The organism is Streptomyces sp. NPDC015346 (assembly GCF_043078785.1).
Classification (GTDB): Bacteria; Actinomycetota; Actinomycetes; order Streptomycetales; family Streptomycetaceae; genus Streptomyces.
Map to the genome: position 1 here is coordinate 686958 of NZ_JBIBTW010000002.1, position 20765 is coordinate 707722.

20 protein-coding genes are annotated in these 20765 nt (G+C 70.9%); 8 read left to right on the forward strand and 12 right to left on the reverse strand.

What is annotated here, in order from left to right; genetic code table 11:
- Window positions 1–25: 25 nt before the first annotated feature.
- On the reverse strand, window positions 26–349 hold the full coding sequence (locus ACF06X_RS09075; protein ID WP_392286556.1) for a DUF5955 family protein: 324 nt from the start codon (window positions 347–349) through the stop codon (window positions 26–28).
- A gap of 154 nt (window positions 350–503) precedes the next feature.
- Between ACF06X_RS09075 and ACF06X_RS09080 the strand changes: the two genes are divergently transcribed.
- The 3 genes from ACF06X_RS09080 to ACF06X_RS09090 all read left to right on the forward strand — a co-directional run bounded on the left by ACF06X_RS09080 (window position 504) and on the right by ACF06X_RS09090 (window position 4414).
- Window positions 504–1118: an NTP transferase domain-containing protein gene (locus tag ACF06X_RS09080; protein ID WP_392286557.1), complete on the forward strand. Its 615-nt coding sequence runs from the start codon at window positions 504–506 to the stop codon at window positions 1116–1118.
- 225 nt (window positions 1119–1343) lie between these two features.
- Window positions 1344–2975: a malate synthase A gene (gene aceB / locus ACF06X_RS09085; protein ID WP_392286558.1), complete on the forward strand. Its 1632-nt coding sequence runs from the start codon at window positions 1344–1346 to the stop codon at window positions 2973–2975.
- 272 nt (window positions 2976–3247) lie between these two features.
- A complete protein-coding gene (locus ACF06X_RS09090) occupies window positions 3248–4414 on the forward strand; it encodes a GDSL-type esterase/lipase family protein (RefSeq protein WP_392286559.1) in 1167 nt (388 codons plus the stop codon).
- A 35-nt stretch (window positions 4415–4449) separates the two neighbouring features.
- Here ACF06X_RS09090 and ACF06X_RS09095 read toward each other — a convergent pair whose 3' ends face one another.
- Window positions 4450–6342 (reverse strand): hypothetical protein, encoded by a 1893-nt coding sequence (locus ACF06X_RS09095; protein ID WP_392286560.1) that lies wholly within the window; start codon window positions 6340–6342, stop codon window positions 4450–4452.
- Window positions 6343–6406: 64 nt separating this feature from the next.
- Window positions 6407–7411 (reverse strand): fibronectin type III domain-containing protein, encoded by a 1005-nt coding sequence (locus ACF06X_RS09100; protein ID WP_392286900.1) that lies wholly within the window; start codon window positions 7409–7411, stop codon window positions 6407–6409.
- Between the two features lie 142 nt (window positions 7412–7553).
- Between ACF06X_RS09100 and ACF06X_RS09105 the strand changes: the two genes are divergently transcribed.
- Window positions 7554–8132 carry a hypothetical protein gene (locus ACF06X_RS09105; RefSeq protein ID WP_392286561.1) on the forward strand — a complete coding sequence of 193 codons (579 nt, stop codon included), beginning with the start codon at window positions 7554–7556 and terminating at the stop codon, window positions 8130–8132.
- 54 nt (window positions 8133–8186) lie between these two features.
- Entirely contained in the window at window positions 8187–8798 is a 612-nt protein-coding gene (locus ACF06X_RS09110; protein ID WP_392286562.1) for a TIGR03086 family metal-binding protein, read from the forward strand.
- Window positions 8799–8937: 139 nt separating this feature from the next.
- Here the strand turns inward: ACF06X_RS09110 and ACF06X_RS09115 are convergent, their stop codons facing one another.
- The 9 genes from ACF06X_RS09115 to ACF06X_RS09155 form a co-directional block, all read right to left on the reverse strand.
- Window positions 8938–9717: an aspartate/glutamate racemase family protein gene (locus ACF06X_RS09115; RefSeq protein WP_392286563.1), complete on the reverse strand. Its 780-nt coding sequence runs from the start codon at window positions 9715–9717 to the stop codon at window positions 8938–8940.
- 62 nt (window positions 9718–9779) lie between these two features.
- Complete coding sequence (locus ACF06X_RS09120; RefSeq protein ID WP_392286564.1) at window positions 9780–11234, reverse strand: nucleobase:cation symporter-2 family protein; 1455 nt, start codon at window positions 11232–11234, stop codon at window positions 9780–9782.
- Between the two features lie 363 nt (window positions 11235–11597).
- On the reverse strand, window positions 11598–12986 hold the full coding sequence (locus ACF06X_RS09125; protein ID WP_392286565.1) for an 8-oxoguanine deaminase: 1389 nt from the start codon (window positions 12984–12986) through the stop codon (window positions 11598–11600).
- A gap of 48 nt (window positions 12987–13034) precedes the next feature.
- The gene (locus tag ACF06X_RS09130) at window positions 13035–14441 is read right to left on the reverse strand and encodes a nucleobase:cation symporter-2 family protein (protein WP_392286566.1); all 1407 of its coding nucleotides are present in this window, start codon (window positions 14439–14441) and stop codon (window positions 13035–13037) included.
- 73 nt (window positions 14442–14514) lie between these two features.
- Window positions 14515–15438, reverse strand: a complete 924-nt coding sequence (gene pucL / locus ACF06X_RS09135) for a factor-independent urate hydroxylase (protein ID WP_392286567.1) — start codon at window positions 15436–15438, stop codon at window positions 14515–14517.
- A 5-nt stretch (window positions 15439–15443) separates the two neighbouring features.
- The gene (gene uraH, locus ACF06X_RS09140; RefSeq protein WP_392286568.1) at window positions 15444–15833 is read right to left on the reverse strand and encodes a hydroxyisourate hydrolase; all 390 of its coding nucleotides are present in this window, start codon (window positions 15831–15833) and stop codon (window positions 15444–15446) included.
- Window positions 15830–16345 (reverse strand): 2-oxo-4-hydroxy-4-carboxy-5-ureidoimidazoline decarboxylase, encoded by a 516-nt coding sequence (gene uraD / locus ACF06X_RS09145; RefSeq protein WP_392286569.1) that lies wholly within the window; start codon window positions 16343–16345, stop codon window positions 15830–15832. Before uraD ends, uraH begins: the two co-directional genes overlap by 4 nt.
- Window positions 16346–16502: 157 nt before the next feature.
- Entirely contained in the window at window positions 16503–16823 is a 321-nt protein-coding gene (locus tag ACF06X_RS09150; protein WP_158994831.1) for a helix-turn-helix domain-containing protein, read from the reverse strand.
- 44 nt (window positions 16824–16867) lie between these two features.
- Window positions 16868–17140, reverse strand: coding sequence for a thiamine-binding protein (locus ACF06X_RS09155; protein ID WP_392286901.1), 273 nt, complete (start codon window positions 17138–17140; stop codon window positions 16868–16870).
- Window positions 17141–17280: 140 nt separating this feature from the next.
- Here ACF06X_RS09155 and ACF06X_RS09160 point away from each other — a divergent pair, with 140 nt between their 5' ends.
- The 3 genes from ACF06X_RS09160 (at window position 17281) to ACF06X_RS09170 (ending at window position 20707) form a co-directional block, all read left to right on the forward strand.
- The gene (locus ACF06X_RS09160) at window positions 17281–18114 is read left to right on the forward strand and encodes a TIM barrel protein (RefSeq protein WP_392286570.1); all 834 of its coding nucleotides are present in this window, start codon (window positions 17281–17283) and stop codon (window positions 18112–18114) included.
- Between the two features lie 56 nt (window positions 18115–18170).
- Window positions 18171–19061, forward strand: a complete 891-nt coding sequence (locus ACF06X_RS09165) for a 2-hydroxy-3-oxopropionate reductase (RefSeq protein WP_392286571.1) — start codon at window positions 18171–18173, stop codon at window positions 19059–19061.
- A 188-nt stretch (window positions 19062–19249) separates the two neighbouring features.
- Window positions 19250–20707, forward strand: a complete 1458-nt coding sequence (locus ACF06X_RS09170) for a catalase (RefSeq protein ID WP_392286572.1) — start codon at window positions 19250–19252, stop codon at window positions 20705–20707.
- The last annotated feature ends 58 nt before the right edge of the window (window positions 20708–20765 follow it).

Sequence of the window (20765 nt, forward strand, 5' to 3'; positions counted from 1 at the left end):
TACCCGCGTGGGCCCCGTCCTTCGCTCAGGGCGTCTCGCGCGAGGGCTCCCCGAAGAGCTCGACCGCCTCGCGGACCCCCGCCAGGCCGTTGGAGAGGGCGCTGACGGAGCCGATCGCACCGGCGATCACCAGCAGGGAGCGGCGCAGCCGCCGCACCTCGGGGATCCCGCTCACGGCCATCGCGTGCAGCGCGGCCAGTTCGTCCTCGGCGATCCCCCGGTCGGCGAACTCGGCACGGTGGGCCGCGAGTTCGCGACGGAGCCGGGAGACGGCGGCGGTCAGCTCCGCCACCCTCGGGTCCTCGCCGCCGCCGGTCGTCACACGCCTCTGCCCCATGCTTCGCAACACAGTTCTCCCCCTCCACGACTCTGTGCGTTTGTCCGGGCGCTCAGGGTCGCGGGCAAGTTAACGCCATCGCGCGCCGGCGGCGCCACTCCGTGGACGTAATTCAGGCATACGTGTGTACGGGCCCCGGTGACGCCCCATGAGGTATGCAGGGCTCATGACGCACACAGACACCACGCCTCCCCTGATCGCCGGTCTGCTGCTCGCCGCGGGGGGTGGCCGGCGGCTCGGCGGCCGCCCGAAGGCGCTCCTGACCCACCGCGGCCGTCCGCTGGTCGAGCACGCGGTGCGCGTGCTGCGGGAGGGCGGCTGCGAGGTGGTCCATGTGGTGCTCGGCGCCTCGGCCGATCGCGTACGGGAGCGGGCCCAGCTCGCCGGGTGCGTGCTGGTCGAGAACCCGGAGTGGGCCGAGGGGATGGGGTCGTCGCTGCGAGCCGGGCTCGCCTCGCTGGCGGCCGAGGCGCTGCCGGTGGACGCGGCCCTGGTGAGCCTGGTGGACCAGCCGGGGATCGGCGCGGAGGCGGTGGCGCGGGTCCGGTCGGCGTACCGCTCGCGCGACGCCCTGGTGGCGGCTTCGTACGACGGCAGGCGCGGCCATCCGGTGCTTTTCGGCGCGGACCGCTGGGCGGGGATCGCGGCGGGGGCGGTCGGGGACCAGGGGGCGCGCGACTATCTGAAGGAGCACCGGGATGCGATCACCCTGGTGGACTGTTCGGATGTGGCCGAGCCGTACGACATCGACACGGAGGCGGATCTGGCGCACCTTGAGTGAAGGGGGTGGCACTGAGCGCCACGTTCTGTCGATCCAGAGAATCTCGACATCAACAAACGATTGAACTTCCACTATGAGGAAACTAGTATCCACTGTTCAGAAGCGCCTGACCTTGTGACGGCGCTCGCGGCCGCATCTCGGCGCCTGCGGCACTCCGTGCCGAACCGCGACGCCCGGCGGCCGCAAGGCACCGCCCGTGAAGCCCGCTGAAGGAAGTGACAGTTCATGTCCGCACCAGCGCCGTCCCCCCTGGCCGTCGTCGAAGCCGAGCCCCTGCCGAGGCAGGAGGAGGTGCTGACCGACGCGGCCCTCGCCTTCGTGGCGGAGCTGCACCGGCGGTTCACGCCACGCCGGGACGAGCTCCTCGCCCGCCGGGCGGAGCGCCGCGCCGAGATCGCCCGCACCTCGACCCTCGACTTCCTCCCGGAGACCGCCGCGATCCGCGCGGACGACTCCTGGCGGGTCGCGCCCGCCCCGGCGGCCCTGAACGACCGGCGTGTCGAGATCACCGGCCCGACCGACCGCAAGATGACGATCAACGCGCTGAACTCGGGCGCGAAGGTCTGGCTCGCCGACTTCGAGGACGCCTCGGCGCCGACCTGGGAGAACGTGGTCCTGGGGCAGGTCAACCTGATCGACGCGTACACCCGGAAGATCGACTTCACCGACCCGAAGTCGGGCAAGTCCTACGCCCTCAAGCCGGCCGACGAGCTGGCGACGGTGGTCATGCGCCCGCGCGGCTGGCACCTGGAGGAGCGTCACCTGACCTTCGAGGGCCGCCCGGTCCCCGGCGCGCTGGTCGACTTCGGCCTGTACTTCTTCCACAACGCCAAGCGGCTCATCGAGCTCGGCAAGGGCCCGTACTTCTACCTCCCGAAGACGGAGTCGCACCTGGAGGCCCGCCTCTGGAACGACATCTTCGTCTACGCGCAGGACTACGTCGGCATCCCGCGGGGCACCGTGCGCGCCACCGTCCTGATCGAGACGATCACGGCGGCGTACGAGATGGAGGAGATCCTCTACGAGCTCCGCGAGCACGCCGCCGGCCTCAACGCGGGTCGCTGGGACTACCTCTTCTCCATCGTCAAGAACTTCCGTGACGGCGGCGCCAAGTTCGTCCTGCCGGACCGCAACGCGGTGACGATGACGGCCCCGTTCATGCGGGCGTACACCGAACTCCTCGTGCGCACCTGCCACAAGCGCGGGGCGCACGCGATCGGCGGCATGGCGGCCTTCATCCCGTCCCGGCGTGACGCCGAGGTCAACAAGGTGGCCTTCGAGAAGGTCAAGGCGGACAAGGACCGCGAGGCGGGCGACGGCTTCGACGGCTCCTGGGTCGCGCACCCGGACCTCGTCCCGATCGCGATGGCCTCCTTCGACGCGGTCCTCGGCGACCGGCCGAACCAGAAGGACCGCCTCCGCGAGGACGTCTCGGTGGCGCCCGGCGACCTGATCGCCATCGACTCCCTCGACGCGAAGCCCACGTACGACGGGCTGCGCAACGCGGTCCAGGTCGGCATCCGCTACATCGAGGCCTGGCTCCGCGGTCTCGGCGCGGTCGCCATCTTCAACCTGATGGAGGACGCGGCCACGGCCGAGATCTCGCGCTCGCAGATCTGGCAGTGGATCAACGCGGGCGTGGAATTCGAGCACGCCGGAGAGAGCGTGAAGGCCACTCCGGAGCTGGCCCGCAAGGTCGCGGCGGAGGAACTGGCCGCGATCCGCGCGGAGGTCGGCGAGGAGGCCTTCGCGGCCGGCAAGTGGCAGCAGGCCCACGACCTTCTGCTCCATGTCTCGCTCGACGCCGACTACGCCGACTTCCTGACCCTCCCGGCGTACGAGCAGCTGATCGGCTGATTTCTCATCACCGATTGATCGTCGCCCACTGACCGGCTGACCCGCACAGCGGCCGAGCAGTGTCCGGCAGTAACCGAAAAAGCAGGCTCCGCCCCTGGTGAACGCACAGCACCGGGGGCGGAGCCGTTTTCGATCCGGGGCGTTTCACAGGGCATGTGACGCAACCGAGACGTGCGGCTACCTAGCGGTAACAAGCCACGGCGTGCCAGATTCCGCATGCCACCGGCCGGCGGCTGACCCTCACTCCATCGCAAGGACGCAGGAGCGCAGCCATGCCCACCCCCCACCCCTCCCCCCGCCGTGCAGTGCGCGGACTTCTCGCCCTCTCGCTCGCCGCGGGCGGGCTGCTGGCCGCCGGTGGCGGCTCCCCGGCGCTGGCGAGCCCGGGCGCGGGGCCCACCGCCGTCGTGTCGATGGGTGACAGTTACATCTCGGGCGAGGCCGGGCGCTGGCAGGGCAACAGCCTGACCAACACCGGCAGCCGCAACGGGACCGACCGGGCGTGGACGGGGAGCGCGTACGATCCCAGCCGCGTCTACGGGACCACGGCCGCCAACGGCTGTCACCGATCCGACTCGGCCGAGGTGAAGAGCGCGGGACCGATCGCGTCGGCGCTGATCAACATCGCCTGCTCGGGCGCCACGACCCGGAACGTCTTCCGGGCGGCGAGCGGCGGCGTGGCCTACAAGGGCGAGGCGCCGCAGGCCGACCAGCTCGCCTCCATCGCCGCCTCCCACGACGTCGAGATGATCGTGCTGTCGATCGGCGGCAACGACCTGGGCTTCGCCGACATCATCACCACCTGCGCGACCGATTACATCGTCTGGTACTCCTACTGCCACGACGACCAGCAGGCCGAGGTCGACGCGAAGATCGACGGTGTGATGGCGAACGTCGGCAAATCGGTGGACGAGATCCGGGCGGTCATGTCAGGCGCCGGGTACGCCGCGTCCGACTACCGGATCGTGCTCCAGTCGTACCCCTCGCCCATCCCGCGCGGTGCGGAGAACCGGTACGCGGAGAGCGGCTGGAGCCGCACCAACACCGGCGGCTGCCCCTTCTGGAACCTGGACTCCGACTGGGCACGGGACTCGCTGGTCCCGCAGATCGCCAACCGTCTGAAGGGGGTTGCGGCGGCGAAGGGCGTGCAGTTCATGGATCTGCGCGACATGCTGCAGGGCCGTGAGGTGTGCGCGAAGGCCAGCAAGCAGGTCAGCGCGACCGTACCCGCCTCGGCGTCGACCAGTGAATGGGCTCGCTGGATCGACCAGAACCAGACTCAGGGCCCCCTCCAGGAGAACATGCACCCGAACCACTACGGGCAGTTGGCGCTCGGCCGCTGTCTCGCGCTGGTCCACGCCCGGCCGAGCGGGAACGTCAGCTGCCGGAACACGGCGGGGACGGGCGCGTCGGGGATGTACCTGACCTCCCTCTCCTGACCATCCCGTCCTACCTTTCCCGGCCCCCCACGGGATCAGCGGGTGCGGCGCGCGCTCCGGGGACGGCGCCGCGCCCGCTCCTTCCCCGGGCCCGGCGCGGGGAGGGCGATGCCGAGGGCTCTCAGCGTCCGGGAGGCCGTGTGCGGGTCGGCCGCGGCCATCTCCTTGGCCAGGGCCGGGGCGCCGCCGGGCCAGCCCGCGGCGGCGGTGTCGAAGGCGGTCCGTCCGGCGGCGGTGTCGAAGGTGGCGGTCCGTCCGGCCGAGCGGCGGGAGAGCCGGTCCAGGATCAGGACGGCGCGGGCGGAGGGCGGCACGCGGGTCTCGTCGGCCGGCTCACCCCGGGCGCGCAGCACGCCGTAGGCGTACGCCCCCATCACGGGGTCGTCGAGAGCCCCGCGCAGCGCCTCGACGGGGGCCGCCTCGGGGTCCAGGGCGCCGAAGAGGGCGCGGGTGGCGGCCGCCTCGGAGGTGCCGGCGTTGACGGTGCCGAGGGCGGTGAGCAGTTGGGCCCAGGCCTCGACGGTGTTCCCGTGCGCGCGGAGCCAGTCGGCGAGGACGCGGGAGGCGGCCGAGGCGGACCAGCCCTCGGCGGCGGCGATGATCGTCGGGGCGTCCCAGGCGGCGGCCTCGTCGGCGTCGGGCGCGGCGACGCCCCGGACCCGCAGCAGGTAGCGGAGCACCTCGACGCCCCACGGGGTGAGCCCGAAGGCGTCCCCGGTACGGAAGACCATGCGGGTCGCCGCGAGCCGGTCGACGGTGTCGGCCATGGCCCGGGCGGACGGTTCCAGCCGGGTCCGGTCGGCGTCCGTGATGGCCGATCCGACGAGCCGGGACAGCTCCGGGACGGGCGGCACCTGGTACTCCTCGGGCGCCTTCGCCGGTACGAGGACGGGCGCGTCCTCCAGGCGGGGATCGACCGGCCAGTCCTCGAACTCGGCGGCCCTGCGGGCGACCGACTCGGCGGTGGAGCCCCGCTGGTACAGCGCGTAGAGCAGGTGCGCGGCCTCGCCGTCGTAGAGTCCGCCGTTTTCGTCGCCCTTCATCTCCTCGACGGCGGCGGCGAGCAGATCGGCGCCGGCCTCGACCGACCGCTGGGGGTCGTGGGCCTCCATCGGGGGCGGCGGGAGCGGTGCCCAGGAGTCGCCGTAGTAGTCGAGGTGCTCGTCGAGGAGGGTGTCGGCGAGGACGAGATGGGGGAAGGCCTCGGGACCCGGCGCGAGGTGCGCGTACGGCCCGGCGAGCGCCCCGGAGAGTCCCTCGGCGGTCCACCGGTCGAGGAGTTCGCCCGCCACCCGGCCGACGCCGTGCGAGACGTCCTCGTCGGAGAGCAGCGGCCCGGCGGGCGAGGGCGCTTCGGCGTCCCTCATGTACGCCCCGGTCAGGAGTTCGGCGAGCATCATGCCGACGAACTCGCTGCGGTTCATCAGGTCGGCCCGGTGCAGCCCGTCGGGCGGGGTCACGTCGTCGCGGGCGGCGAGCCAGGCGCGTACGGCGGCGGGGTCGTCGCGGTCGACGCCGTCGGCGATCAGCAGGGAGGCGTACCAGCGCTGCCAGGTGAGGTTGGCGGGGTCCGTCATGGCCCGCTCGAAGTCGGGCCCGGTCTCCATGATCGCGGCCACGATCCGCGCCTGCCGCTTCCGGTTGAGCCGCCCGGCCTCGCGCACCCGCTCGGTCAGCGCCACGAGCACGGCCGGGTAGGCGGCCAGCTCCTCGGGCGTCGCGTAGACGAAGGCCGGCAGGTCCTCGACGAGCACATGCCGTACGAGATCGACGGTGGGCTCGGGCAGCCCGCTCCTGCGGTCGGCCCCGCGCAGGGACAACAGCCCGAGCAGGGCGTCGGCGGCGCGCGTGTACGAGGGGTCGCGGGACTCGGGGGTTCCGTCGAGGAACGTCTCGAGCCCGGTGTTGGTGAGCACGGTGACTGCCACCTTTCCCAGGGTAGTTCCGCAGCGGGCCGGACGCCGAGGCGGCGGCCGTCGGCGGGGAGCGCTGTCATATGACAACAACGGTGCGCTGGGCGGAGAAGTCACCCCAGGTGCCGTCCGGGAGCTTGGCGCGGAGTTTGACGCTGTAGCGGGTGCCGGGGCTGTCGGGGACGGTGAAGGTGTAGGTCGCGCGGCCGAGGGGCGGTTCGGCGCCCCAGACGATGGTCGTGGCGAACTTTTCGTTGAGGTAGAGCTGGTGCTCCTTGACCACGGCGCCGGTCTTCGGCGGGGTCCAGGTCAGGGTGATCCCGTCCTTGGTGGCGGTCGCCTTCAGGTCGGTGGGGGCGGTGTTCGCCGGGGCGCCGGGGGCGCGGGCGGTGGTGAGGTCGGCGGGGGCGCTGTCCGGGGAGGAGTTCTCGGCGGCGTCGCGGGCGCGGACGGTGAAGGTGTAGACGGTGCCGGGGCGCAGGCCGGTGACGCGGGCGGTGGTGGCGGTGCCGGAGACGGTGTGGATCCGGGAGTCGGCCTGGTAGACGTCGTAGGCGGTGACCTTGGTGTCGTCGCGGGCCGGTGTCCAGGTCAGGGTGGCCGCGCGACCGCCGTCAGGGGTGGCGCGCAGGGCGGCGGGGGCGGTGGGGGGTGTGCGGTCCCGGGCGGTGGCGGCGAGGGTGGTGGCGGGGACGGCGGCGCTGTGCGGGGAGCGGTTTCCGGCGGCGTCGCGGGCGCGGACGGTGAAGGTGTAGGGGGTGGCCGGGGTGAGGTTCACGATGTCGGTCATGAGGGTCGTGGCCCGGAGCTCCTTCACCTTGCGGCCCTGCTGGTAGACCTCGTAGGCGGTGACGGCGCGGTCGTCGGTGGCCGCGCTCCACATGACGTGGACCGTGCGGGCGCTGCCGGAGGCGGCGGTGACGCCGGTGGGGGCGGTGGGGGCGGCGGTGTCCTCAGCGGGGGCCGGGGAGCAGGCCGCGACGCAGAGCGCGGCGGCGGTCAGGAGGGGTACGGCGGCCAAGCGGGGTACGGCGGCCAAGCGGGTTGCGGGGGTCAAGTGGGTTGCGGCCAGCGGGCGTTGCACGGGAATGCCTCCGTCCGTCGACATGGTCCAGACCTTTATTGCACCTGGGTGGGAGCCGCGACAAGAGGGCGGGGCGGGGTCGTTGTCAGTGGGGTGCGCTTCACTGGATTCATCACTCTCCGTGACGGGTTCTGGGGGAATCATGACGGACCGTATGACCTATACGACGCTCGGCGGACTGCGCGAGCGCGGCTGGACGGACGCGATGGTGCGCGACCTGCTGGGCGAGCCCGATGTGCAGGGCCGGGATCCGCGGCGCTGGTCGCTCGCGCCCGTGCGGCTCTATCTGCTGGCGCGGGTGGAGGCGGTGGAGCGGACGCCCGAGTTCGCGCAGTGCGCTGCCGCCTCGGGGTCGAGGTCCGCGGCCGCGGAGGCGGGGGCGGAGCGCCGGCGCCGGGCGGTGCTGGCGGCGATCCGCGCGGAGCCGATCGAGGTGCCCCGGCTCCCCGCCGCGGAGCTGGAGCGCAGGGCGGTCCGCCACCGGCACCTGCTCGGCGCCCGCGGCCCGGGCGGGGTCGCCGCGGGGGCTCTGGTGCGGTGGCAGGTGAGCTATTTACGGCACGCGCTGTCGCGGTACGACACGCTGCTCGACGGGCTGTACGGCTCGACGGGCCGGGCGGAGGCCGAACGGCTGCTGAGCAGAAGGCTGTACGAAGCGATCGCGGCGGCCTATCCGGCGCTGGCGCGGGAGTGCTCGCGGCGCATGGGAGCGGAGCGGTGAGCACCGATGAGTTCCGGCGGTGGGGACGGTCTTCCACCTATGGAGAACATGGAAATGGAAAGCATGGAGAAGGCCGAGAAGACGGCGCACATCGATCTGGGCGCGGCCGCGGAGCGGGTCGCGCGGCTGGCGGCGCGCGTCGGCGACGAGCGGCTGGACGACCCGACGCCGTGTCCCGCCTATGCGGTACGGGAGGTGCTCGGGCACCTGGCGGGGCTGAGCGTGGCCTTCCGCGACGCGGCGCGCAAGGACTTCGGCCCGACGACGAACACGCCGCCCGGATCGTCCCTGCCGGTCCTGCCGGACGACTGGCGTACGGCGCTGCCGCGGGCGCTGGACGAGCTGGCGGCGGCCTGGCGGGAGCCGGGCGCCTGGGAGGGGGACACCCGGGCGGGCGGGGTCGAGCTGCCGGCCGTGGTGATGGGCCGGGTCGCGCTCAACGAGCTGGTGATCCACGGCTGGGACCTGGCCCGGGCGACGGGCCAGGAGTACGGGGTGAGCGAGGAGGAACTGACGGTCTCCGAGACCCTGCTGGCTCCGGCGGAGGACGCCGCCCCCGGGGACGAGGGCTTCTTCGGCCCGATCGTGCCGGTCTCCCCGACGGCCCCTCGCCTGGACCGCGTGATCGGTCTGAGCGGCCGCCACCCGGACTGGCGCGCCGCGTAGGGAGGTTCGGGAGCGGGGACGGGCGCGGGGGCGGGGGCGGGGGCGAGGCTCGGGGAACTGCTCGCCCGGTCGGGCCCTGCGGGGCCGGTACGCGGTGGTGGCGTGGTGCGCGTGGTGGTGCGGGTCGCTGGTTCGGGGCTCACGCCCCCGAAGGCGTTGCCGTCAGGCGTGTGACGAGGCGGCAGGCCGCGGGGATCGGGGCGATCAGGGGGACGTCGAAGTCGGGGCGGAGGGACTCCGCCGCGTCGGACAAGGGGCCGCCGGCGATGACGATCGCGCGGGCTCCGTCCCGTAGGACGCAGCGCTCCCCCGCGAGCGCCAGACTCTCGCGCAGTGACTCCGGTCGGGCGGCGAGCTTCTCGGGGGCGCCCTGCGTCAGGCGGAGGCCGGTGAAGAGGTGCGTGAGGCCGAGGCGGGCGACCTGGTCGGCGATCGAGTCCGCGAGCAGGGGGGTCGTCGTCGCGATGCCGAACGGAGTGCCTCCGGCGGACGCCTCCAGGAGGGCGGCCTCGCCGATCCCCACGACCGGCACGCCACCACCCGCCAGTGCCCGCAGGTCGTCCAGGCCCGGGTCGCCGAAGGCGGCCACGATCAGGGCCGCCCCGTCTCCGGCGGCCAGCGCCCGGCGGCCGGCCGCGACCACCTCGGGGGCCGCGGCCCGCAGCGCGGCGGGTTCGGTGAGCATGCGGGGGCCGCGCTCCACGGTCACGCCCTGGACGGGGACCGCCGGACCCAGGGTCCGCCGTGCGACGGCGGTCATCATCGCCGTCGTACTGACGGAGGTGTTGGGGTTGATGAGCACGACCCCGCGCCCGCCGACGCCCTGGTTCGTCCCGCCGAGGCCCTGGTTCGTCTGGCCGAGGCTCTGGTTCGTCCCGCCGACGCCCTGGTTCGTCCGGCCGGCGCCCCGGCCGGGCACGCGCGCGAGGCCGGCCCCCGCGTGGTGTGCGGGGGCCGGCTCGGCGGCGGGGCGGGGCGTGTTCAGTGGACGTGCGCCGCCTTGGCCGTACGGGTCTCGGAGATCTCCTCGCCCGGTTCCATGGGCGCCGTGACCTCGTCGTCGTCCCGGCGCCTGCCGAGGTGGTTGAAGACCAGGTTCAGCAGGACCGCCGCGACGCAGCCGGTCGAGATGCCCGAGTCCAGGATGATCTTCGCGGTCTCCGGGAAGGCGTGATAGAACTCCGGCTCCGTGATCGGGATGATGCCGACGGCCAGCGATACCGCCACGATCAGCACGTTGTTGTCCTTCTCCAGGCCGGCCTTGACCAGGGTCTGGATGCCGCTGGCCGCGACCGAGCCGAAGAGGACCACGCCCGCGCCGCCGAGCACCGGGCGCGGGACGACCGAGATCAGCGAGGCGGCCACCGGCGAGAGGCCCATCAGGACCAGGAAGCCGCCGCCGCAGGCGACGACGAAGCGGCTGCGGATCTTGGTCATCGCGACCAGACCGATGTTCTGGGCGAACGCGCTGCACATGAAGCCGTTGAAGAGCGGGCTGATGGCGGAGCCGAGGGTGTCGGCGCGCAGGCCGGCCGCGATGGTCTTCTCGTCGGCGGGCCGGTCGACGATCTCGCCGAGCGCCAGCATGTCGGCGGTCGACTCGGTCATCGAGACCAGCATGACCACGCACATGGAGATGATCGCGGCGAGCGCGAACTGCGGGGCGCCGAAGTGGAAGGGGTTCGGGAAGCCGACGACGGACGCCTCGGTCACCGGGCTGAAGTCCGTGACGCCGAAGGGGATCGCGATGAGCGTGCCGATGACGAGACCGACCAGGACGGCGATCTGCTTCAGGAAGCCCCGGGTGAAGCGGCGCAGGACCAGGACCACCGCGAGGGTGATGCCCGCGAGGGTGAGGTACGTGGTCGAACCGTAGTCGTCGGCCGCGGGGTTGGGCCCCTGGGCCCAGCCGAAGGCGACCGGGAGCAGCGAGACGCCGATGAGCGTGATCACCGTGCCGGTGACGACCGGCGGGAAGAAGCGGACCAGCTTGGAGAAGTAGGGAGCGGCTATGAAGCCCAGTACACCGGCGACGATGATCGCGCCGAAGATGATGGGCAGGGCGTCGGCCTTGTCGTCGGTCGTGTCGATGATGGCGAGCATCGGCGCGACGCCGGCGAAGGTGACGCCGTTGACGAAGGGGAGCCGGGCGCCGATGTTCCAGACGCCGAGCGTCTGGAGGAAGGTGGCGAGTCCGGCGGTGAAGAGGCTGGCTCCGGTGAGGAAGGTCAGCTCGGTGCCGGAGAGCCCGACAGCCGCACCGACGATCAACGGCGGGGCCACCACGCCCGCGTACATGGCGGCCACGTGCTGCAGACCGCTGGTGATCATTTTCAGGGGCGGCAGAGTCTCGTCGACCGGATGCTTCTCGCTCCGGTCTTCGGTGTCGGCGCCTGCGTCTTGTGCATCATTGCGAAACCTGGGCTTGGCGGCCACGGCGGTTCCTCCGGTCGGTTACACGTCAGCGAAGACGTGGATGTCAGGGAGGTGGTGCAAGGTGGTGCAAAGTGGTGCAGAAATGCGCCTCACGGTGTGCGGCTCATGAGGAACGCTGGGGTGGTGCGGGGCTGCTGCTTTTCTTCGTGTGGTCGCGCAGGCCTGGGGGTGCCGTGCGTTTGTCGTGCGTTTGTCGTGTGTCGAGCGTCGTGTGTCCGGGATGGGTGGACACACGTCGACCGTCCGGGGGGCGCCGTACCTCTTTACGTACGGACACCCCCCGTCGGGCCGGCCACGGGCCCCGCTCGGGTCCGTGGCGACCGACCGAGGGCCGTCCCCCTCGGTCGGACTCCTTGGGGTGGATCAGCCCTGGGCCGTGATGCGGGCCAGGCGCTGAGCCTCCGCGCGCGCGTCGCGCGCGATCGCCTCTTCGTCCGCGAACAGCAGGCGGTTGTTCTCGACGATCTGCTTGCCGTTGACGAACGAGGCCGTCACCGGGGCAGCGGCGCCGAAGACGATCGCGGTCACCGGGTCGGCGATCGAGGAGTGGCCGAGCCCGTCGATCTTCCAGAGCACGAAGTCGGCGAGCTTGCCGGCCTCCAGCGAACCGATCGAGTCGGCCCGGCCGAGGACCTGGGCGCCGCCGTACGTGCCGAGGCGCAGGGCCTGGCGGGCGTTGAGCGCGGCCTCGCGGTGGGCGCCGAGGCGGTTGACGAGGAGCGCGTTGCGCAGCTCGGTGTGGAGCTCGCCCGACTCGTTGGACGCCGTGCCGTCGACGCCGAGGCCGACCGGCACGCCCGCCTTGAGCATGTCGGGGACCCGGGCGATGCCTGCGGCGAGGCGCGCGTTGGAGGAGGGGCAGTGCGCCACGCCCGTACCGGTACGGGCGAAGGCGGCGATGTCGGAGTCGTTCATGTGGACGCAGTGCGCCATCCACACGTCCTCACCGAGGAAGCCGGTCGACTCGAAGTAGTCGGTCGGGCCCATGCCGAAGAGCTCGTGGCAGAACTTCTCCTCCTCCACCGTCTCCGAGCCGTGGGTGTGCATCCGCACGCCGAGGCGGCGGGCCAGCTCGGCACCCTCCTTGAGGAGGCGGGTGGAGATGGAGAAGGGGGAGCAGGGGGCGACGGCGACCTGGGTCATCGCGTCGAAGGAGGCGTCGTGGAACTTCTTGACCGTCTCCTCGGTCGCGGCGAGCGCGCCCTCGGTAGTCTCCACGGCGAAGTCCGGCGGGAGGAAGCCGTCCTTCTCGCTCATGTCCATCGAGCCGCGGGCGAGGGTGAAGCGCACGCCCATGTCCGAGGCGGCGCCGATGATGGCGCCGGACAGGTCGCCGGAGTTCTTCGGGAAGACGTAGTGGTGGTCCATGGCCGTGGTGACACCACCGCGGGCCATCATGGCCAGCGAGCCCTGGGCGGCGACGCGGACCATCGACTCGTCGATGCGGGCCCACGTCGGGTAGAGCGCGACGAGCCAGTTGAAGAGGTTGTGGTCGGTGGCCAGGCCCCGGGTGATCCACTGGTAGAAGTGGTGGTGCGTGTTGATCAGACCGGGCGTCACCAGGTGACCGGTGGCGTCGATCCGGCGTACCACGTTCTCCAGGCCCTCGGGCGCCTTGCCGGCGCCGATGGACTCGATCTTGTTGCCGGCGACGACCAGGTACCCGGAGGCGTACTCGGTGTCGTTGGCGTCTACGGTCGCGATCGCACAGTTCTCGATGACGATGCGCTGGGCTGCCGAAGGTGCTGCCATGGCGGTGGTTCCTTCATTCCTCTGCGGTGGTGTGGGCACGGCAGGACCCTAGGAGGATTTGAGTGCCGGGGCCGCGTGACGGCTCCGGGTGCCGAGATGGTGGAAGAACAGATTGAGCATGACCGCCGCCAGCGCTCCGGCGCTGATGCCGGAGCCGAGCACGGTCTGCGCCCAGGCGGGGAAGTCCGTGTAGAAGGTGGGTGCGGCGAGCGGGATGATGCCCGCTCCGAGCGCCACCGCCACCAGGACGATGTTGGAGCTGTCGTCGAGCCCGGCTTCGGAGAGGGTACGGATACCGCTGACCGCGATCGAGCCGAAGAGGACGATGCCGGCGCCGCCGAGGACGGGCATCGGCACCATGGAGACGACCGCGCCGAGGACCGGGAAGGCGCCGAGGACCAGCAGGGCGCCGCCGGCGGCGGCGACGACGTAGCGGGAGCGGACGCGGGTCAGCGAGACCACGCCGACGTTCTGGGCGAAGGCCGAGGTGGGGAAGCCGCCGAAGACGGGGCCGAGGAGGGTCGCGACGCCGTCGGTCCGCAGGCCGCGGGTGATCGTCCGCCCGTCGCTGCGGCGCTCGCAGATCTCGCCGAGGGCGAGCATGCCCGCGCTGGACTCGGTCATGAGGACGAGCATCACGATGCACAGCGAGAGGATCGCGGCGGGCTGGAACTCCGGTGCGCCGAAGGCGAAGAGCGAGGGCAGTGCCGCGACCGGCGCCTCCCTCAGGGCGGAGAAGTCGGCCATCCCGAAGGGGACCGCGGCGAGCGTTCCGATGAAGAGGCCGAGCAGCAGGGCGATCTGCTTGAGGAAGCCCTTGCAGAAGCGCTGGAAGAGCAGGATCACGACGAGCGTGAAGGCGGCGAGCGCGAGGTACTTGGCGGCGCCGAAGTCGACGGCCTCCTTGTCGCCTCCCTGGGCCCAGCTCACCGGTACGGGCATCAGGGTGACGCCGATGAGGGTGATCACGACGCCCGTGACGAGCGGCGGGAAGAAGCGCAGGAGCCGGCCGAAGAAGGGGCCGACGGCGAGGCAGAAGACTCCGGCGACCATCACCGCGCCGTAGATGGCGGGCAGTTGGTGACCCGGGGCGCTGGTCTCGGCGATCGCCAGCATCGGTGCGATGCCGGCGGACGAGGCCGCGTTGACGAACGGGAGCCGGTTGCCGGCGAACCGCCCGGCACCGATGGTCTGCAGGAGCGTGGCACAGCCGGCGATGAGCAGACTCGCGGCGATGAGGCGGGTCATCCCGGCGGCGTCCAGACCGACCGCCTGGCCGATGATGAGCGGAGGGGTGACGACGCCCGCGTACATGGCCGCGATGTGCTGGAGTGCGGCGGGTACGAGCCGCGAGGCGGGAAGCTTCTCGTCCACCGGGTGGACCTCGGTCGAGGTGGCCGGCGGGGTGGAACACGGGCCTGCGGCAGGTGCCGGCCCCGTTGCGGGCTGTGCCATGGGTACGTCCCTCCGGTCTGGTGGTCGGCCCCCGCCCGACTGCGGGCGGGCGGGGGCGACCACACAGGGCCGCTTAGAGGTTGGTCATGTCGACCGGGATCTGTGCCGTGGCTCCGTCGCGCAGCACGGTCGCCTCGATGAGGCCGTACGGGCGGTCGGCGGCGTAGTAGACCTCGTTGTCGTTCTTGAGCCCGAAGGGCTCCAGGTCCACCAGGAAGTGGTGCTTGTTCGGGAGCGAGAAGCGGACCTCGTCGATCTCCGAACGGTGGCTGATGATCCGGGTGGCCATCTGGTACAGCGTCTGCTGCAGCGAGTACGAGTACGTCTCGGCGAAGGCCTGGAGCATGTGCTTGCGCGTCTGCTCGTAGGACTTCTCCCAGTTCGGCATCCGCTGCTCGTCGTCGGTCCAGTTGAACCGCCAGCGGCCGGAGACCTGCGTGGCCAGGATGCGGTCGTACGCCTCCTGGAGCGTCGTGTACTTGTCCTTGATGTAGCCCCAGAACTCCGAGTTGGTGGAGTTCATGACGATGAGGTCCTTGAGGCCGGAGATGACCTCCCACTTCTCACCGTCGTACGTGATCTGGGTGACGCGGGTCTCCTGGCCCTTGCGGGCGAAGGAGTGGTTGACGTCGTCGGCCCCGATGAACTTGGAGTTGGCGTCGGAGGTGGCGATGCGCTCCCAGGAGTACTCCTCGATCCGGATCCGGGCCCGGTGGATGGGCTCCTGGCTGGTCACGAAGTGACGCGCCAGGTGGATGCCGAACTGCTCGGCCGACTCGATCCCGTACTCCTTGGCGAAGGCGTAGACGGTGTTCTTCGTCGTGTCGGTGGGCAGGCAGTGGGCGTTGGAGCCGGTGAGGTGGACGTCGTCGAGGTCGCCGGAGAGGGCGACGGAGACGTTGAGGTCCTTGATGTGGTGGGTGTCGCCGTCCCGCGTGATCTTGACGACGCGGTTCTCTGCTTTGCCGTACTGGTTCTGGCCGAGAATCGTGGGCATGTCTGCTAGCTCCCTCGGTAAACGGAGTAGCCGAACGGGTTGAGCAGCAGCGGTACGTGGTAATGCTCGCCCGGCTTGACGGCGAACGTGATCGCCACCTCCGGGAAGAACGCACCGCTGTCCCTTACGCGGGGGGCGTCCTGCTGCGCCTCGGCTTGCTTCTTGGAGAAGTACTCCTCGACCTCGAAGTCGAGTCGTACGTGGGTGGTGCCCTCCGGCAGGGCCGGCAGGTCCTTGCAGCGCCCGTCCGCGTCGGTGGCGGAGCCGCCGAGTGCGACCCACTCCGCGTCGAAGCCGCTGCGGGCCGCGAGCGAGATGGCGACGCCCTCGGCGGGGCGGCCGATGCTGGTGTCCAGGATGTGCGTGGACACCGAGGCGGTGGTGTCGGTGCTCATGCGGCGCTCTCTTCCTCTACGAGACGGGTCAGGCGGATGCGGTTGATCTTGCCCAGTTCGGTGCGGACGATCTCCCGCTCCTGCTCGGGCGAGTGCTCGATCCGCTCGCGGACCGCGTCGCGCATCTCTTCGCCGGTCTTGCCGGTGGCGCAGATCAGGAAGACATGACCGAACTTGTCCTGGTAGGCCAGGTTGAGTTCGAGCATCTCGGCCTTGAGCTCCTCGGAGGCACCGGCCATCCCGCTCTGCTCGCGGGAAGAGGTCGGGTCCCCTGCCTTCGGACGACCGATCGGCGGGTGGCCCGCCATCGCCTCTGCCAGGTCCTCGGCGGTCAGCTCGGCCATGGCGGCGTCGCTGGCGCGGAAGAGGGCTTCGACGGTGGCGTACGGGCGCTGGGCGAGGATCTTGCTCCCCCACGCCGAACTGGAACACACCTCGTGGAGCGCGGCGACAGCGTCGCTGTCCGCCGAGGTGTTGAACCGGGTGAGGCCCGGTGTCGTACCTGAAGTCACGGGAAGCCTCCGTGGCTGTTTTTCGCTGTGCGTCGGACGGGCTGCGGATAGCTAACGCCCTCCCGCAACACCACGTCAACACTTTGTTGAAAACTCGGCCACACAAAAGCCGTCGTCCCGACATCCGGACGACGGCTCATGGTCAACACATGATCGACTAGCCGTTCTTGGCGGCGTTTTCCCTGTTCAGGTAGTTGTACACGGTGAAGCGGCTGACACCCAGTGCCCCGGCCACGGTCTCCACTCCATGCCGTACGGAGAAGGCCCCGCGGGCTTCGAGCAGGCGGACCGCCTCCTGCTTGGCCTTGCGGTCGAGCTCGGCCAGTGGCATCCCGTGCCGCCGTTCCATCGCGGCCAGGATGTGATCGAGCGAGTCGGAGAGCTGCGGCAGGCGGACGGCGAGCACGTCCTCGCCCTCCCAGGCGAGGACCACGTCGTCCGGCTCGGCCTGCTCGGGGCCCAGTATCTCCGCGCCCATCGCGTCGACCAGCGGTTTCACCGCGGCGACCAGGGGGTGTTCGTTCACTTCTCGCCCTCCCCGCCACCATCGGCGGCGCCGTCGATCACATTGACCTGGAGGGAGACACGGGTCGCACCGGCCGCCAGTGACTTGCGCAGCAGGGCGTCGACGGCGGTCAGCACCTCGTCGGCGGCGCCCTCCGCCGTATTGCCGAAGGGGCCGACGTCGACCGCGTCGAGCTCGGCCGCCTGGATGACCTCACGCGCCACGACGGCGTGCGCGGGCGCCTCGTCCAGGTCGAACGGCTCGGTCGTGAACTCCACTCTCAAACGCACCATGGCCCCACGCTACTGGTCAGGAGGCGGCCGGCGGCAGCCCGGAGCGGCCGGGCCCTCTTGACACCCCCGCACACCTCCGTGCAACATTCCGTCAGACAGAAACTTACTTCCGCAATACGGAAGGAGCGCCGCCCCTCATGGGATACACGGACCAGCGCTTCGATGTGAACCTGTCGATCCTCTTCACGGAACTCCCGCTTCTGGAGCGCCCCGCGGCCGCCGCCGCGGCGGGCTTCACCGCGGTCGAGCTGTGGTGGCCCTGGATCGACACCGCCACCCCCGACCAGAGCGAGCTCGACGCGCTCAAGAAGGCTCTGGACGACGCCGGCACCCAGCTGGTGGGCCTGAACTTCTACGCCGGACAGCTGCCTGGACCGGACCGCGGCGCCCTCTCGGTGCCCGGTGAGGAGTCCGACCGCTTCCGCGCCAACATCGACGTGGCGGCCGACTTCGCCGCCTCGGTCGGCTGCAAGGCGCTCAACGCGCTCTACGGCAACCGCGTCGACGGCGTCGACCCGCAGATCCAGGACTCCCTCGCCCTGGAGAACCTGGTCCTCGCCGCCCGCGCGGCGGACCGGATCGGCGCGATCCTGCTGATCGAGACCCTGAACAAGCCGGAGTCGCCGCTCTACCCGCTGGTGAGCGCCCCCTCCGCGATCGAGGTCGTCGACAAGGTCAACGCGGCCACCGGGCTCGGCAACGCCAAGTTCCTCCTCGACATCTACCACCTGTCGATGAACGGCGAGAACGTGAGCGAGGTCATCGCCCAGTACGCGGACAAGACCGGCCACGTCCAGATCGCCGACAACCCGGGCCGCGGCGCGCCGGGCACCGGCGACCTGCCGCTGGAGCAGCTCCTCGACGAGCTCAAGAAGGCCGGCTACGACGGCTGGGTCGGCCTGGAGTACAAGGCCGCCGACGCCGCCGCGTCCTTCGAGTGGCTCCCGGCCGAGGCCCGCGCGGCCCGCTGACGGCCGACCCGCCGACTTCCTCCCCGTACCACCAGTTTTTGAGAGGCACCCTCATCATGAGCACACTCCCCAAGATCGCGTGGATCGGTCTCGGCATCATGGGCTCCCCCATGTCCGAGAACCTGATCAAGGCCGGCTACTCGGTCACCGGCTTCACCCTGGAGCAGGACAAGCTGGACCGCCTGGCCAAGGCCGGCGGCACCGCCGCCGCGTCGATCGCCGAGGCCGTCAAGGACGCCGACGTCGTCATCACGATGGTTCCGGCCTCCCCGCAGGTCGAGGCCATCGCCTACGGTGAGAACGGCATCCTGGAGAACGCGAAGTCCGGTGCGCTGATCATCGACATGTCGTCGATCACCCCGCAGACCTCCGTCGACCTGGCCAAGAACGCCAAGGAGAAGGGCATCCGCGTCCTCGACGCGCCCGTCTCCGGCGGCGAGGCCGGCGCCATCGAGGCCGTCCTGTCGATCATGGTGGGTGGCGAGCAGGCCGACTTCGACGAGGCCCTGCCGATCCTCGAGGCCCTCGGCAAGACCATCGTCCTGTGCGGTCCGCACGGCTCCGGCCAGACGGTGAAGGCGGCCAACCAGCTCATCGTCGCGGTCAACATCCAGGCCTGCGCCGAGGCCGTCGTCTTCCTCGAGAAGTCCGGCGTGAACCTCCAGGCCGCCCTGGACGTCCTCAACGGCGGTCTGGCCGGCTCCACGGTCCTGACCCGCAAGAAGGACAACTTCCTGAACCGGGACTTCAAGCCCGGCTTCCGGATCGACCTGCACCACAAGGACATGGGCATCGTCACCGACGCCGCCCGCAACGTCGGCGCGGCCCTCCCGGTCGGCGCGGTCGTCGCCCAGCTCGTCGCCTCCCTGCGTGCGCAGGGCGACGGCGGCCTGGACCACTCGGCCCTGCTGCGCGCCGTCGAGCGCCTCTCCGGCCAGCAGGTCTGACCCTCCACCCCTGAGAAGGGGCCCAGATTTCCGGACGGCGGCGGCGCTGACACCTGTCCTGTCGCGCCCAGGCGTCGTCGCCGTCCGGAACACCCACTTCATTTTCAACAAACTGTTGACGTTGGCTCCGGGACGTACTTACGCTCCAGCCACCCCCCAGCAGTGCAGCTCCCGTACGGAAGGTCACGATGTCGAAGCGCGTGCTTACGACCGAGTCCGGCGCCCCGGTCGCCGACAACCAGAACTCCGCCACCGCCGGCGTCGGTGGCCCCATCCTGCTGCAGGACCAGCACCTGCTGGAGAAGCTCGCGCGCTTCAACCGTGAGCGGATCCCGGAGCGCGTGGTCCACGCCCGCGGCTCCGGCGCGTACGGCTACTTCGAGGTGACCGACGACGTCACCGGCTTCACGAAGGCCGCCTTCCTCTCCGAGGTCGGCAAGCGGACCGAGACCTTCATCCGGTTCTCGACCGTGGCCGACTCGCTCGGTGGCGCGGACGCCGTCCGCGACCCGCGCGGCTTCGCGCTGAAGTTCTACACCGAAGAGGGCAACTACGACCTCGTCGGCAACAACACCCCGGTGTTCTTCATCAAGGACCCGATCAAGTTCCCCGACTTCATCCACTCCCAGAAGCGCGACCCGTTCACGGGCAAGCAGGAGCCGGACAACGTCTGGGACTTCTGGGCGCACTCCCCCGAGGCGACCCACCAGATCACCTGGCTGATGGGTGACCGCGGCATCCCGGCCTCGTACCGTCACATGAACGGCTACGGCTCGCACACCTACCAGTGGACCAACGAGGCGGGCGAGGCCTTCTTCGTCAAGTACCACTTCAAGACGAACCAGGGCATCCGCTCGCTCTCCGCCGAGCAGGCCGCCGAGCTCGTCGGCAAGGACGCGAACTCGCACCAGACCGACCTGCTGCAGGCCATCGAGCGCGGTGTGAACCCCTCCTGGACCCTGTACGTCCAGGTCATGCCGGCCTCCGAGGCCGCGGACTACCGCTTCAACCCGTTCGACCTCACCAAGGTGTGGCCGCACGCCGACTACCCGCTGCAGCGCGTGGGCCGTCTGGTCCTCGACCGCAACCCGGACAACGTCTTCGCCGAGGTCGAGCAGGCCGCGTTCTCGCCGAACAACTTCGTCCCGGGCATCGGCCCCTCGCCGGACAAGATGCTCCAGGGCCGCCTCTTCGCCTACGCGGACGCCCACCGCTACCGCCTCGGTGTCAACCACACCCAGCTGCCGGTGAACGCCCCGAAGGCGACCGTGGCCGACAACTACGGCCGCGACGGCTTCATGGCCACCCGCAACGGCTCGCGCACGGACAAGAACTACGAGCCCAACTCGTACTCCGGTCCCTCGCAGACCGACGCGGCGCTCTCCGCCCCGCTGGCCATCGCCGGCTGGACCGGCACGCACGAGGCCCCGCGGCACAACAAGGACGACGACTTCTTCCAGGCCGGTGAGCTCTACCGCCTGATGTCGGAGGACGAGAAGAGCCGTCTGATCGCCAACATCGCCGGTGGCCTCTCGCAGGTCTCCCGCGAGGACGTCATCGAGAAGAACATCGCGCACTTCGCCGCCGCCGACCCGGAGTACGGCAAGCGCGTCGAGGAGGCGGTCCGCGCCCTGCGCGAGGACTGATCTCCAGCGGTTTCCAGACCGCGTACGGCACATGACGGGAGGTCAGGTGTCGTACGCC